Origin of the sequence: Romboutsia sp. (assembly GCF_051659545.1) — a bacterium.
Taxonomy (GTDB): domain Bacteria; phylum Bacillota; class Clostridia; order Peptostreptococcales; family Peptostreptococcaceae; genus JBOFOR01.
Genome location: NZ_JBOFOR010000257.1, coordinates 1 through 14,905, shown reverse-complemented (window position 1 = coordinate 14,905; position 14,905 = coordinate 1). Strand labels below are relative to the sequence as shown.

13 protein-coding genes and 2 riboswitches are annotated in these 14,905 nt (G+C 31.0%); of the genes, 4 read left to right on the top strand and 9 right to left on the bottom strand.

Annotation, left to right across the window (positions count from 1 at the left end; genetic code table 11):
* Window positions 1-12: 12 nt before the first annotated feature.
* The 5 genes from ACRC03_RS14600 to ftcD (ACRC03_RS14580) form a co-directional block, all read right to left on the bottom strand.
* Window positions 13-1,353 (bottom strand): UbiD family decarboxylase, encoded by a 1,341-nt coding sequence (locus ACRC03_RS14600; protein WP_438653319.1) that lies wholly within the window; start codon window positions 1,351-1,353, stop codon window positions 13-15.
* Window positions 1,354-1,908, bottom strand: coding sequence for a UbiX family flavin prenyltransferase (locus ACRC03_RS14595; protein WP_438653318.1), 555 nt, complete (start codon window positions 1,906-1,908; stop codon window positions 1,354-1,356).
* An 80-nt stretch (window positions 1,909-1,988) separates the two neighbouring features.
* The gene (locus ACRC03_RS14590) at window positions 1,989-2,600 is read right to left on the bottom strand and encodes a cysteine hydrolase family protein (protein ID WP_438653317.1); all 612 of its coding nucleotides are present in this window, start codon (window positions 2,598-2,600) and stop codon (window positions 1,989-1,991) included.
* Window positions 2,601-2,666: 66 nt separating this feature from the next.
* Window positions 2,667-4,214 carry a dihydroorotase gene (locus tag ACRC03_RS14585; protein WP_438653316.1) on the bottom strand — a complete coding sequence of 516 codons (1,548 nt, stop codon included), beginning with the start codon at window positions 4,212-4,214 and terminating at the stop codon, window positions 2,667-2,669.
* Window positions 4,215-4,226: 12 nt separating this feature from the next.
* Window positions 4,227-5,168, bottom strand: coding sequence for a glutamate formimidoyltransferase (gene ftcD, locus ACRC03_RS14580; RefSeq protein WP_438653315.1), 942 nt, complete (start codon window positions 5,166-5,168; stop codon window positions 4,227-4,229).
* Window positions 5,169-5,519: 351 nt separating this feature from the next.
* Here ftcD (ACRC03_RS14580) and ACRC03_RS14575 point away from each other — a divergent pair, with 351 nt between their 5' ends.
* The 3 genes from ACRC03_RS14575 (at window position 5,520) to guaD (ending at window position 9,179) form a co-directional block, all read left to right on the top strand.
* The gene (locus ACRC03_RS14575) at window positions 5,520-6,209 is read left to right on the top strand and encodes a cyclase family protein (protein WP_438653314.1); all 690 of its coding nucleotides are present in this window, start codon (window positions 5,520-5,522) and stop codon (window positions 6,207-6,209) included.
* Between the two features lie 234 nt (window positions 6,210-6,443).
* On the top strand, window positions 6,444-7,778 hold the full coding sequence (locus ACRC03_RS14570; protein WP_438653313.1) for an NCS2 family permease: 1,335 nt from the start codon (window positions 6,444-6,446) through the stop codon (window positions 7,776-7,778).
* Window positions 7,772-7,873, top strand: a riboswitch (purine riboswitch). Its footprint overlaps the gene before it by 7 nt.
* Before the next feature lie 55 nt (window positions 7,874-7,928).
* Window positions 7,929-9,179 carry a guanine deaminase gene (guaD, locus tag ACRC03_RS14565; RefSeq protein WP_438653312.1) on the top strand — a complete coding sequence of 417 codons (1,251 nt, stop codon included), beginning with the start codon at window positions 7,929-7,931 and terminating at the stop codon, window positions 9,177-9,179.
* Window positions 9,177-9,277: riboswitch (purine riboswitch) on the top strand. Its footprint overlaps the gene before it by 3 nt.
* Window positions 9,278-9,305: 28 nt before the next feature.
* On the opposite strand, the gene ACRC03_RS14560 is transcribed toward guaD, so the two are convergent.
* From ACRC03_RS14560 to ftcD (ACRC03_RS14550), 3 genes are read right to left on the bottom strand one after another with little or no spacing between them, the layout of a single operon-like run.
* Window positions 9,306-9,917, bottom strand: coding sequence for a cysteine hydrolase family protein (locus ACRC03_RS14560; RefSeq protein ID WP_438653311.1), 612 nt, complete (start codon window positions 9,915-9,917; stop codon window positions 9,306-9,308).
* A 21-nt stretch (window positions 9,918-9,938) separates the two neighbouring features.
* Window positions 9,939-11,486, bottom strand: coding sequence for a dihydroorotase (locus ACRC03_RS14555; protein ID WP_438653310.1), 1,548 nt, complete (start codon window positions 11,484-11,486; stop codon window positions 9,939-9,941).
* A gap of 10 nt (window positions 11,487-11,496) precedes the next feature.
* A complete protein-coding gene (gene ftcD, locus ACRC03_RS14550) occupies window positions 11,497-12,438 on the bottom strand; it encodes a glutamate formimidoyltransferase (RefSeq protein WP_438653309.1) in 942 nt (313 codons plus the stop codon).
* Window positions 12,439-12,818: 380 nt separating this feature from the next.
* Between ftcD (ACRC03_RS14550) and ACRC03_RS14545 the strand changes: the two genes are divergently transcribed.
* Entirely contained in the window at window positions 12,819-13,427 is a 609-nt protein-coding gene (locus ACRC03_RS14545) for a LysE family transporter (RefSeq protein ID WP_438653308.1), read from the top strand.
* Window positions 13,428-13,499: 72 nt separating this feature from the next.
* On the opposite strand, the gene ACRC03_RS14540 is transcribed toward ACRC03_RS14545, so the two are convergent.
* Window positions 13,500-14,699, bottom strand: coding sequence for an MFS transporter (locus tag ACRC03_RS14540; protein ID WP_438653307.1), 1,200 nt, complete (start codon window positions 14,697-14,699; stop codon window positions 13,500-13,502).
* Between the last annotated feature and the right edge of the window lie 206 nt (window positions 14,700-14,905).

Sequence of the window (14,905 nt, the reverse complement as noted above, 5' to 3'; positions counted from 1 at the left end):
GTACTACTTTTCCTAAAAATAATTACTTATGTCTATATTTTCATATTCTGGTATTATAGCTCTCTCAAAGCTTGTTTCATTTAAAGGCTTCGTTGCATCTATTCCCATCTTATCACTTAAACCTTTATATACATGAGATGCCTCAAGTCCACTTCCTAGACAATTTTTAATTATAACTACGTCCTCGCCTGCTTGTACCCTAGATGCTAGTGCAAATTCTACATCTTTATAAGAATATATATCTACATCCTTATCAACTATTACTACATGTTTAATATCCTTACTACTTCCAAGTGCTGATAATATTGTGCTTTTTCCGTCGCCTTCGTTCTTTTTATTTATACTTATTATTGCGTGAAGTCTACATCCTCCACCCACTGTTATATTTACATCTTCAACATCTACTACATTACAAAGTGAACTGTATACTTCAGCTTCTCTTATTAGTCCATTTGATAAATGTTCTTCTCTACAAGGGAAGGCATGTTGGAAGATTGGGTTATTTCTATGCATTATTGTTTTTATTTCCATAACTGGATTTGGTGCTACTTCACCATAATATCCCATTAGTTCTCCAAAAGGTCCTTCTACTACTTTTTTATTAGGTACAATTTCCCCTTCTAAAACTATTTCGCAGTAAGCTGGTACTTCAATATCAACACTATGGCACTTTACCACTTCTAGAGGCTCACCTTTTAGAGCACTATATACCATATGTTTGTCGAGTCCATATTTTGAAGAACTTATTTGAGAGGCTATTAAATACTCAGCATCATATCCTAAAACTACAGCACATTCTATTGGCCTATTTTTTTCTTCACTCTTTTTTATAAGTTCTCTTAAGTGAGGTGAAGCACCTGATATTAAAGTACTTATATTAGTTTTTGAGTTTATTTGAAATCGTCTAACTGCCATATGTATGTCTTTTGTTTCAGGGTCTTTTACGATTAGCATACCTGCTGTTATAAAACTTGAGGAGTCTTTTTCATGAGATGTTGGTATTGGTAATAATTTTATAATGTCTATATTTTTTTTTATAATATTTTCTTTAATAGGTCCATCTTTAACTCTTTTTACTTCTTTAGGATTGGCTATTGCATCTATGATTTTATGTATCCTATTCTCCTTCTCTGTATCCATTAAATCATAAAATATATTTCTACTTCCATATAGCCCACCAATTAAATCCATGTCATATCCTTTTACATTATTAAATAAAATTGGTACTTCATTATCAAAATATCTAAGAACTGCCCCTAGCTCAAATTTAGGGTCAACTTTTTTGTTACATACTTTTGTATAATCCAGTTTATCTAATTTATCTAGGGTATATCTTAACATTTGACTTTCCATTTACTCACCCCATCTTTTGATCAAATCATGTTCTACATTTAATTGGTCTAAGCTTCTTCCAACTATTGAAGAAACTATGTCACTTAAATCTTGAGGGTGGTTATAAAAGCCTGGTGTTGGTGGCATTATTGTTACTCCTAAATTTGATAGCTTTAACATATTTTCTAGATGTATAGAGCTAAGAGGTGTCTCTCTAGGTAAAAGTACAAGTCTTCTTTTATCTTTTATACATACATCTGCCGCCCTAGTTAATAAACTATCGCTATATCCATGAGCTATTGCTGCTAAAGTTTTCATAGAACATGGGGCAATTATCATACCATCAGTCTTAAAAGAACCACTTGATATGGCTGCTGCTAAATCATAGTTTTCATAAAAACAATCTGCCATTTCTTTAAGTTCCTCTAAATTAACTCCACATTCATGGTTTACAACATATTCTCCCATAGTTGAAACTACTAAGTGTGTTTCAATATTTAAATCTTTTAATGCCTTTAATATTCCCAGTGCATAAATTGCACCACTTCCTCCAGATATTCCTACTATTATTTTCATGAGACATCTCCTTTGGGTTTGATAAAAGGAGATTATATAATCTCCTTTTTATTTGCTTGATTATTTGACAAAGTTAAAGATTATTCAACCTTATTTTCTTTGTCTCCTCCACCTGCCCATGGGTCTAAACCTTTGTCCCAAGCATCTATATATTCATCTATATTCATAACTTTTGTAAATATGCTTAAGTCTCTTAATCCTGCTTCATGCATTTCATCATTTTTTGAATGTACTCCATTACTTAAAGTTATAACTTTATATGCATTGTATAAAGCATCACTAGCTGTACTTCTAACACATACGTTAGTCCAAACACCTGTAACTACAACTGTATCTAAGTTTTCTTCTCTTAAATATAAATCCAAATCTGTATGAGCAAAAGCACTGTGTCTTCTCTTTGGTATAGTGTATTCTTCTCCCTCAGGATATAGCTCTTTTATAAAATCCGAACCCCAAGTACCTTTAACTGCATGAACTGGCCTAACTCTAAAATCTGCATCATTTTTTCTGTGTGCTTCTTGTATATGTATTAATTGAATATCATCTAAACCTTTAGCATTTCTTTCTCTAACCCAAGAAAATAATCTTTGTAAGTTTGGTACTATTTCTTCTCCTCCTGGACATCTAAGTGGTGCTTTTTCACCTATAAAATCATTTAACATATCTATAACAACAATTCCGTGTCTTGCCATTTTTATATCCTCCTTTAGTTTTCAATGTACTTTAATAGTTTCAAATTATTTTTACTAAGTTTTATTTTAATAAGTTATTTGTTTATCTAATTTCATTATCTGAACTCTCTTAACAAATTGACCAAATCCTGGTTTTACCATTATTCCTTTTATATTCTTAACATGGTTTTCTATTACTTCTGGATGGTCTTTTCTATAACTCACTTTGTATTCGCCACTAGTTAATTCTTCAGGATTATTGAATATTACATCATAATTATCTAGTTTACCTAAGTTTCCTTCTTCTCCATCTTGGTAAACTAAGTTTCCTCTAACTACTGTTTTGTAAACTTTACCTTTTAGCTTCATACCTTCAAGTGGTGTATATCCGCACATTGACACCATAGTTTTAGTATCTATAGTCCACTCTTTGTCTAAATCAATTATAGTAAAATCTGCATCTGAACCTATATTTAAAGCACCTTTTTTAGGATATATTCCATAATGCTTAGCAGAATTTGTGCTTAATATGTCTACTAATTTACTTAAAGTTATTCTACCTTTGTTGTAACCTTCACTTACTATTACAGGAACCATTGTTTCAACACCTGGTATACCTGGGAATGAAGTCCATATATTCATTCCTTCCTTGTGTTTTTCACTTTCTATTTCATAAGGTGCATGGTCTGTAGCTATAAAATCTATACTTCCATCATTGATTCCAGCCCACTGCTCTTCATTATCTTTTACTGTTCTTAATGGAGGTGCAATTTTAGCAAGTGGTCCATATTTTGTCATAGCATCCTCTGCATTTAAAGTTAAATAATGTGGACAAGATTCACTCGTTACATCTATTCCTTTAATTTTAGCTTCCTTAACTAATTTTGCTCCTATTCCAGTACTCATGTGAACTATATGAAGTCTAGCTCCACTAGCTTCTGCAAAACTTATTCCTAATTCTATAGCAACTTTTTCTGCAAGTTCCATTCTAGCTTCTGCCCAAGCAGGTCCATCTAGTCTACCTTCATTTTTAAATTTATTTACATAAAAATCACACATTGAGAAGTTTTCTGCATGTATTCCTATAGGAAGACCTGTTTTTGCTACTGCTCTGAAACATTCATACATTTCAGGGTCTGTAACTCTTGGATATGTTGGTACAGATGGAGTCATATAAACTTTAAAAGCAACTACTCCATAATCAGCTTGCTCTTTAACATTGTGTAACCAACCTTCTCTTACATCTTCACCAGTTACTCCTCCCCACATAGCATAATCAACAACTGCCTGTGGTCCACAGATATTTAATTTTGTTTCTAATTGCTCAATGCTTCTAACTGATGGTACTGAACAACATGGCATATCTATAATTGTTGTTACTCCACCAGAAGCTGCTGCAGCTGTTCCTGTTAAAAAGTTTTCTCTATGAGGAAAACCTTGGTACATAAAATGTGTATGTGAATCAATGCATCCTGGAAGAGTTAAATTTCCATTTGCATCTATTATTTCTTTAGCATCTATATTTTCTATATCATTAACAAAACCTGTTATTTTCTCATCTTTAACTAAAATATTTGTAAGAATTGTTTCATCACCTTGTGGAATTCTCGCGTTTTTTATAATTACATCTAACATAATTTATCCCTCCTACATATCAATTAAGTGTGTTTCCAGCACTTGTTCTTTTTTAAACCCTTCTAATCTGAAAAAATACTCAAAGCTATCTAGTATATAGTCTAATTTTATTGGACCAACAAGTTCTGTACCTGTTACCATTACACCATATCTTTCTGCTTCTCTTTTTACAAATTCAAATGCTCTATGCATTGGAGTTTTAGAACAATCTAGTAGATTCATTGAAACAACCACTCCCTCTCTTTCTGGGAATTTTATTCCAACTGCTCTTACTGTTGAAAATCCACCGCTTGGACCTCTTAGTCCCTTAGCTATTTCCTTGGCTATTTGTAGGTTTTCAGTTCCTAAGAATATATTATATGCAGTAAGACCATCAGTTTCAGCACTACAAATTGTAGCTCCACTGCTCTCGCTTAACAAACCATCTACACTTAAATCAGGTTTTCTACTTTCATATTCTTCTTTTCTAGCTTCATCAGCCTTACTTTCTTTTAGTAAGTCTCTTAAGCCTTCATACTGACCAGCTCTTATATACGCAAATGCTTTTCTATCTTCATTGCGTGCAGCTTCACCAGCATAATAAACGGGTATTTGGGTTTTTAGATGTAATTCCTTGCCTATTTCTTTTGCTAATTCAACGCATTCCTCAATAGTGATATCCTTGAAAGGGAATATAGGAAGAGTATCTTGAGCTCCTATACGTGGATGAGATCCACTGTGTTTTCTCATATCAATTAATTGAATTGATTTTGAAGCCATCTTAACAAGTGCCTCTTTGACTGGTTGTGGTTCACCTATGAATGTAACCACTGTTCTGTTGAAATCATACTCAGGCTCGTAGCTAACTAATTTAACGCCTTCTACGCTTTTTACTTCATTAACCACTGCCTCAATTATTTCTTTGTCTCTACCATTGCTGAAGTTTGGTACTGCTAGTACATATTGTTTTTTCATTTTCCTTATCTCCTTATCTATAAATTCTAATAAGTAGATAAACTATTAAAACAAGCAAATCTTCATTTATCCTTACTTTAGGGTAAATCCAAAGCAAAAATGCCTTAATTAAAATAAAATTAATTAGTATTGTAAATATATATTTTATGTAAAATTATATCTTACATAAAATGTAAATTTAATATGTTGCATTATATTTATAATTACATATATAATTTACTTAAAATATTTATTAATCAAATCACTAATAACTCTACTGCTTGTTTGGCTAATAATATTATAATACATCTTACAATTAAATTCATACATAATTTTCAAAATTTTTAGTTTTTTAATTAAGGAGGTGAAAAAATGAATTTTAAGGTTATTGATTTATCACAAGAGATTTTTCAAGGAATGTCTGTATTTCCTATGCATCAACCCACATTTATTATGAGCAACATGACACATGAGCAAAATATGAAAGATACTGGTAGCACAACTTTAGGCTTCTCTGCTAGAAATTTACTTCTTAGCGAACACTGTGGAACACACTGTGATGCTGTTTGGGAATACAAACCAAGTGGAGATACTATTGACAACATGCCACTAGAGTATTTTTTTGGTAGTGCAATATGTATAGACCTATCTAATATTCCATACAGCAGATATATAGAACCTGATGATATAAAAAAATCCATACAAAAATCAGGACAGGAAATAAATGAAGGTGACATAGTACTTTTATATACTGGCCACTATAACAGAAATTACGGAACTAACAAATGGCAAACTGAATATTCTGGACTTAGTTATGAAGGTGCTAAGTATTTAGCAGATTGTGGTGTTGTTAATATTGGTGTTGATGCTCCTGCAATTGATCATCCCAATGATATAAACTTTTCAGGCCATTTAGTCTGTGGTGAATATGACATAACTAATACTGAAAATCTATGTAACTTAGAGAAAGTAGTAAATAAAAGATTTATATACTTTGGTCTACCACTTAAAATTAGATCCGGCTCTGGCTCACCAATTAGAGCAATTGCTTTAGTTGAATAATATCTTAAAAATAATCCTCTTGTATATTCATAATCTTATAAAAGATTTATCTAGTAATAAGACTATAGATTTAAACTTAACATTTATAAAAATTAAAATTAAATATAAGTAAATAATCAGTATACTTATCAACTATATTCAATATTACTTCTAATTTTGCTTAAATTTAAACTTAAGATTCTCTTTTAAGTTAGGTTTAAATTTGTAAATATATTAATTAGGGGGAATTTAAAAATGGAATCATTAGAACAAAAATCTTCTATAGCAAGGTTTTTAGACAATGTATTCAAACTATCAGAAAACAATACTACAGTAAAGACAGAGATACTCGCAGGTGTAACAACATTTATGACTATGGCTTATATTTTAGTGGTTAATGCTAATATTTTAGGAGAAGCTGGAATGGATAAACCTGCTGTATTTGTGGCCACTGCTCTATCTGCTTTTGTTGGTAGTTTAGTAATGGGATTGGTTGCAAATTATCCTATAGCTTGTGCACCTGGTATGGGGCTTAATGCCTTTTTTACGTATACAGTTGTTATTCAAATGAATCATACTTGGCAATTTGCTTTGTGTGCAGTGTTTATTGAAGGGATAATTTTTATCTTACTTACTCTTACAAATGTACGTGAAGCAATTATTGACTGTATACCACCATTACTAAAACATGCTGTAACTGCAGGTATTGGATTATTCATAGCGTTTATAGGCATGATTAATACTGGATTGGTAAAGGTTGGAGGTGCAGCTGTCACACTTGGTAGCATGAGAGATCCTCTTGTTCTACTTACGGTAGTTGGTCTTATTATAGCTGCTATCTTAATGTCTAAGAACGTAAAAGGTGCATTTTTACTTGCCATGATTATAACTTCAGCCCTCGGAATGGTTTCTGGATTAATTACTATTCCAAAAGGGATAATATCCGCAGTTCCATCTATTGAGCCCGTTTTTATGAAGGCTTTCTCTGTTAGTACATCAGAAATATTTAGTTTTGATATGGTAGTGGTAGTATTTACATTCTTATTTGTTAACTTATTTGATACAGTTGGTTGTTTAGTTGGAGTTGCATCAAAAGGTAATTTACTTAATGCTGATGGAACTTTACCTAGAGCTAAGCAAGCATTACTTGCAGATGCAATAGGTACAACAGCAGGTGCTGTATTAGGTGTTTCTACAGTTTCATCCTATGTAGAAAGTTCTGCCGGTATTTCTCAGGGTGGTAGAACTGGTCTAACTGCTACAACTACAGGTATCTTATTCTTAGCATCATTGTTTTTTGCTCCAATATTCACAGCAATACCAGCTCAAGCAACTGGACCAATATTAATCTTAGTAGGTGTTCTAATGGCTAGTTCTGTGCTTCAATTAAATTTCAGTGATCCAACAGATGCAATACCAGCATTCTTAACATTTGTTATGATGCCACTATCTTACAGTATAGCTAATGGTATTATGTTTGGTATGATATCTTATACTATACTTAAATTAGTAACTGGACAAAAAGAAAAGGTTAATAAAGCTTTAATAATTATAAGTATCTTATTTGTATGTAAGTTTATATTCTTATAAAAGATATATAAACCTGTATATATTTAGAAATATGGTCTAAATGTTTCTACTTGGCTACCGTAAATAGTCAAACTACAGGTATTTCAAATACCTGGAAAATTTATAAAATATCATTTTCTAGTTATTAATTTTATACTACGAGGTGTAAATATGAAAGTTGTAAAAGGAAATATAATTTTCACTCCGAACAAGGATGAATTTAAAATTATAGAAAATGGATGTATAGTAATAAAGGATAGCAATATAGTTGCAGTCTGTGATACAATTCCTGAAAATTACTCAAGCTATGAGTTGTTTGATTATGGTGACAAACTAATAATACCTGGCATGAACGATTTACACTGTCACGCTCCTCAATTTAGAAATGTTGGAATTGCTATGGATAAAGAATTAATTCCATGGTTAAATGATTATACATTTCCTGAGGAATCAAAGTATGAAAGCATAGAATACGGAGAAAAGATGTATTCAAGATTTATACATGAAATCTACAAAAATGGTACTACTAGAGTTGCAACCTTTGCAACTATACACAAAGAATCTACGAAAAAACTAATGGATTTATTTATACAATCTGGTATTGGAGCTTATATTGGAAAAGTTAACATGGATAGAAACTCCTGTAATACTCTTTGTGAAAATACCTTAGAATCTATTAATGATACATTGGATATAATCAAAGAATATAGCAATAAATCTAATTTAGTAAAACCAATTATTACACCAAGATTTGTCCCTACTTGTAGTGAAAATCTACTAGAATCACTTGGCAAACTGGCAGTGGAATATAATTTACCTGTGCAATCTCATCTATCTGAAAATATTGGAGAGATAAAATGGGTAAAAGAACTTCATCCTGATTCAAAGTTTTATGCACAAGTTTATGACAAATATAAACTATTTGGTGATACACCTACTTTAATGGCTCATTGTATTCATCTAACAGATGAAGAAATAGACCTTATGAGCAAAAAGAATGTGTATGCTGTTCATTGTCCTGCTTCAAATGCAAACTTAGCTAGCGGTATTATGCCTTTAAGAAAATTGCTTAACAACAATGTAAAGCTTGGATTTGGAAGTGATGTAAGTGGTGGCCATAGTTTTTCTATTTTTAAAACAATGATAAATGCTATTGAGTTTTCCAAACTTATTTGGGCACAAAATAATGAATATAATTTCTTAAGTTTAAGTGAAGCCTTTTATATAGCAACTAAGTCTGGAGGTTCTTTCTTTGGTAAAGTTGGAAGTTTTGAAGAAGGTTATAACTTTGACGCCTTAGTAATTGATGATAGTGAGTTAAACTTTGATAATTACACTTTACTAGAAAGATTAGAAAGATTTGTTTACTTAGGAGATGACAGACATATTCATAACAGATATGTTAATGGTTCTCTAATTTAGAATAAAAAAATATATACCTGTATATATTTAGAGATAAGGTCTAAATGTTTCTACGGGCTGCCGTAAATAGTCCTACTACAGGTTTTAAAAAGAACTTGACCATATAGCCAAGTTCTGTACTCCTAATTATTCAACCTTATTATCTTTGTCTCCTCCACCTTCCCAAGGATCTATACCACATTCCCAAGCTTTAATATACTCGTCTATAGTCATTACCTTTGTAAATAAACTTAAATCTCTTAAACCTGCTTGATGCATTTCTTCATTTTTAGAATGAACACCATCACTTAATGTTATAACCTTATAAGCATTATATAAGGCATCACTTGCTGTACTTCTAACACACACATTAGTCCATACCCCTGTAACTACAACTGTATCCAAATTTTCCTCTCTAAGATATAAATCTAAATCTGTATGTGCAAATCCACTATGTCTTCTTTTTGGAACAATATATTCTTCACCTTGTGGATATAATTCTTTTATAAAATCTGATCCCCAAGTACCTTTAACTGCATGAACTGGTCTAACTCTAAAGTCAGCATCATTTTTTCTATGAGCTTCTTGTATGTGTATTAACTGTATATCATCTAAACCTTTATTATTTCTTTCTCTTACCCAGTCAAAAAGTTTTTGTAAAGTTGGCACTATTTCTTCCCCGCCTGGACATCTAAGTGGTGCATTTGCACCTATAAAATCGTTTAACATATCTATAATAACAATCCCATGTCTTGCCATATGATCTACCTCCCTTTACTTTTAGTAAGTTATCTTCTTATCTAATTTCATAATTTGTATCCTCTTTACAAATTGGCCAAAACCTGGTTTAACCATTATCCCTTTTATATTTTTAACATGGTTTTCTATTAGTTCTGGATGTTCTTTTCTGTAACTTACCTTATATTCTCCACTAGTAAGTTCTTCAGGGTTATTAAATAATACCTCATAATTATCTAGGTTTCCTAAAGTACCTTTCTCTTCATCTTGATATACTAAGTTTCCTCTGACTACAGTTTTATATACTTTGCCTTTTAATTTTATGCCTTCAAGTGGAGTGTATCCGCACATCGATACCATCGTTTTAGTATCTATCGTCCACTCTTTATCTAAATCTATTATTGTAAAGTCTGCGTCTGAGCCTATGTTTAAAGCACCTTTTTTAGGATATATTCCATAATGTTTAGCAGCATTTGTGCTTAGTATATCAACTAGTTTACTTAAACTTATTCTTCCTTTGTTGTAGCCTTCACTTACTATTACTGGAACCATTGTTTCAACACCTGGAATTCCTGGGAATGAAGTCCATATATTCATTCCTTCTTTTTGTTTTTCGCTTTCTATCTCATATGGTGCATGGTCTGTAGCTATAAAATCTATACTTCCATCCTTTATCCCTGCCCATTGTTCTTCATTATCTTTTACAGTTCTTAGGGGTGGTGCAATTTTAGCAAGTGGACCATATTTAGTCATTGCATCCTTTGCATTTAATGTTAGATAATGAGGACAAGATTCACTAGTTACATCTATTCCTTTAATTTTGGCTTCTTTAACTAATTTTGCTCCTATGCCCGTACTCATGTGAACTATATGAAGCCTGGCTCCACTAGCTTCAGCAAAACTAATTCCTAGTTCTATTGCAACTTTCTCTGCAAGTTCCATTCTAGCTTCTGCCCAAGCTGGACCATCAAGTCTACCTTCATTTTTATACTTATTAACATAAAAATCACAAATAGCAAAGTTCTCTGCATGTATACCTATTGGTAATCCAGTTTTAGCTACAACCTTGAAGCATTCATACATTTCTGGGTCTGTAACTCTTGGATAAGTAGGAACAGATGGAGTCATATAAACTTTAAAAGCAACTACTCCATAGTCAGCTTGCTCTTGAACATTATCAAGCCATCCTTCTCTTACATCTTCTCCAGTTACTCCCCCCCACATAGCATAATCTACTACTGCTTGTGGTCCACAGATACTAAGTTTTGTTTCTAGTTGTTCTATACTTCGAACAGATGGTACTGAACAACATGGCATATCAATTATAGTTGTAACTCCACCTGTTGCAGCTGCAGCAGTTCCTGTTAGGAAGTTTTCTCTATGCGGAAATCCTTGATACATAAAATGTGTATGAGAGTCTATACACCCTGGAAGTGTTAAGTTGCTTTTTGCATCAATTATTTCTTTAGCTTCAAGTTCATCTATATTATCAATAAATCCTGTTATCTTCTCATTTTTAACTAATATATTTGTTAGAACTGTATCATCACCTTGAGGTATTCTCGCATTTTTTATAATAACATCAAACATATATTTCCTCCTAAATCTCATATAAATGAGTTTCTAAAATTTGTTCTTTTCTGAAACCTTCTAATCTAAAGAAATATTCAAAACTATCTAATATGTAGTCTAGTTTAATTGGACCTACTAGTTCGCTTCCTGTAATCATTACTCCATACCTTTGTGCCTCTATTTTTACAAATTCAAAAGCTCTATGCATTGGAGTTTTCGAGCAATCTAACAAGTTCATTGAAACTACTACACCTTCTCTTTCAGGAAATTTAATTCCTACAGCTCTAATAGTAGAAAAACCTCCAGTTGGACCTCTTAGTCCCTTAGCTATTTCTTTTGCTATTTGCAAATTTTCAGTTCCTAAAAATATATTATAAGCAGTAAGCCCATCTTTCTCTGCACTACAAATTGTAGCTCCTGCACTTTCACTTATTAAACCATCTATACTTAAATCTGGTTTTCTATTTTCATATTCTTCTTTTCTTTCTTCATTGTCCTTAATATCTATTAATAAATCTTTCAATCCTTCATATTGACCCGCTCTAATAAATGCAAAAGCCTTTCTATCTTGATTTTTTGCTGCTTCACCTGAAAAATATATTGGTATATTAGTTTTTATATGTAACTCTTTACCTATTTCTTTTGCTAAATATACACACTCTTCAATCGTAATATTTTTGAAAGGAAATATAGGAAGTGTATCTTGAGCTCCTATGCGAGGATGACTTCCACTATGTTTTCTCATATCAATGAGTTGACATGATTTTATTGCCATATTTATAAGAGCTTCTTTTACTTGATATGGTTCACCTATTAAGGTCACTACAGTTCTATTAAAATCATATTCTGGTTCGTAGCTAACTAATTTAACTCCTTCAACTTTTTTTACCTCTGCAACTACTGCCTCTATAACTTCCTTATTCCTCCCTTCACTAAAATTAGGTACTGCTAAAACATATTTTTTCTCCATATTTCTTATCTCCTTATCTTTAAACTTATAATAAGTAGATAAACTATTAAAACAAGCAAATCTTCATTTATCCTACCCTAAAATTACTCTTAAAGTAATTCACCATAATAAAGTAAAATATTTTAGTTATAGTTAATGTTATTTTAATACGATGCATAGTATTTATTAATTATTACAATTTATTAAAATTGTATATTAAGAGGCTATCTAAAAATTTTACTGCTTGTTTGGCTAATAAATTATATTTAATATTTTTAAATATATTCCATTTATCAACTATATAGAAGTTGATGATATAAAAACCGTTATACTAAAGTCAGGTCAAGAATTAGTTTACCATTCTCATCTTAAAACTTATAATAAAATTAGGTGGTGTTTTGATGATTTTTAAAGGATTCAAATTTGGTATGTTGTTGCAGCTAGCAGTCGGACCCATATGCTTATTAATATTTCAGACAGCAATTTCTTCTGGGTTTTTTATAGCTGGGATTGGAGTATTAGGGGTAACAATTGTTGATATATTGTATATACTTTTGGCTATTTTGGGAATAGGTACTTTACTAAATAAATCTTCTTATGCCAAAAGTATTATAAAATATTTTGGAGCATTAATTCTTATTATATTTGGAATAAGTAATATAACTGGAGCATTTGGGCAATCTCTAATCCCTAGTTTGAATTTTATTCATAGCCAAAACGTAGAAAATATATTATTAAAAACTATGCTATTAACTTTATCTAATCCATTAACAATACTTTTTTGGGCTGGTGTGTTTTCAACAAAAATTATTGATGAAAATATGAAAGATAATGATTTATACTTATTTGGATTTGGAGCTGTACTTTCAACTATATTATTTTTATCTTTTATAGCTACTTTAGGAAGTATGGCTAACAATTTCTTAAGTACATCATTGATAAACTTTTTAAATGTTGTCGTAGGTTTTGTGCTAATCGGATTTGGGGTAAATACTCTAAATAAAAAGTAAATTTAGATTTTGAATAGTATACAGTTTTAACTAGAAATAACAAATTGGAGTAAGGTAACTTACTCCGTTTTTCTATATACCAGCCTTTTTATGAAGCAATAAATATATTATTGAAACAATTAATGAAACTCCAAGTAACCCTAAGAATAACCAAGATTTATTTATATTATATATATATGCCGAAAAAAATGGACCAACTGCATATCCAAAAGATTCACTAGCTCCAACAAATCCAAAAACTATACCTTTAATTTTTTTATTATCACCAAATTCAGATAAAGAACTTTGTAGAGAAGCATTTAAAAAAGTAGCACCTAAAAAATATATAATAATTGCTAGCGTAAAAAATAATATGTTTCTAGTAAAACTAAGTGCAAAAAGAGTAATATTCATAACTGTAAATGCTATAAACAATTGCTTTTTGTTTCCTATTTTATCGCTAACCCATCCTGCAATTGGTGCACCTATTCCAAAAACTATTAAATAAATAGAGATTATTGCAGATGAATATGCTATAGTTGAGTTCAAAACATCTGTAGAATAAAAATGAATCAATGCAACAACACAACCGTAAATATAATCTCCTAAAAAAGCTATACTTCCTAAAACTATTATTTTATAAGTTAATTTATATTTTTTTATTTCAATGAATACTTCTTTTAATGAATGTTTTTCTTCTATTTTACTATGTTTTATTGACTTAATACTTTTTATTTTAAAAATCACATAAATTAAAGTTAAAACTATACCAAAAGATGATATATAAAATGCAAGTCTATAATTTCCTAAAATTGCTACTACATATCCACCTATACAAGAACCAATACCTCCACCTAAAGTAAATACTGCTGATGCCAATCCTGTACTTTCTCCCCTCCTTTTGTCTTCAACTGATCTTGCAAGTATTGAATAAGTAGCAGGTGCTGCCATACCTAATATCCCTCCTTGAATTATATAAATATAACTTGCATAAGATGGATTATTAGTTAATGTATATAAAAACGGAACAATGCTCATCAATATAAGTGCAAAAACAACAGTTAGTTTATCTCCTAATTTATCACTTACAACTCCAAATGGAATTTGAGCAATAGTTTTACTTATTCCATAGGATGACATTACAGTACCTATCATTACTGTTGTTAATCCTAAATTTTTAAAGAATAATGGGATAATTGGAATCATAATACTATAACTTACACCAAAAACTAGCCTATATGTACAAAATTTGCCTAACTCTTTATTCGTAAATAATACACTATCTTTAATCATAGAAGTTCTCCTTAAATAAATACTATCCTAATTCTAGTATATTACATAAATCCAAGCTTATACTTGTATTTAACCTAATAAGGCGAAATTCCTCTTCCTCACCGTAGGAGGTGGAGGATGTAAGCCTACCGTTAGGTTATTTTTGATTTTCATAAAAAGATGTTATATAATAGAGTCAGTAGTAAATAATAATAAGGAGATAAAAC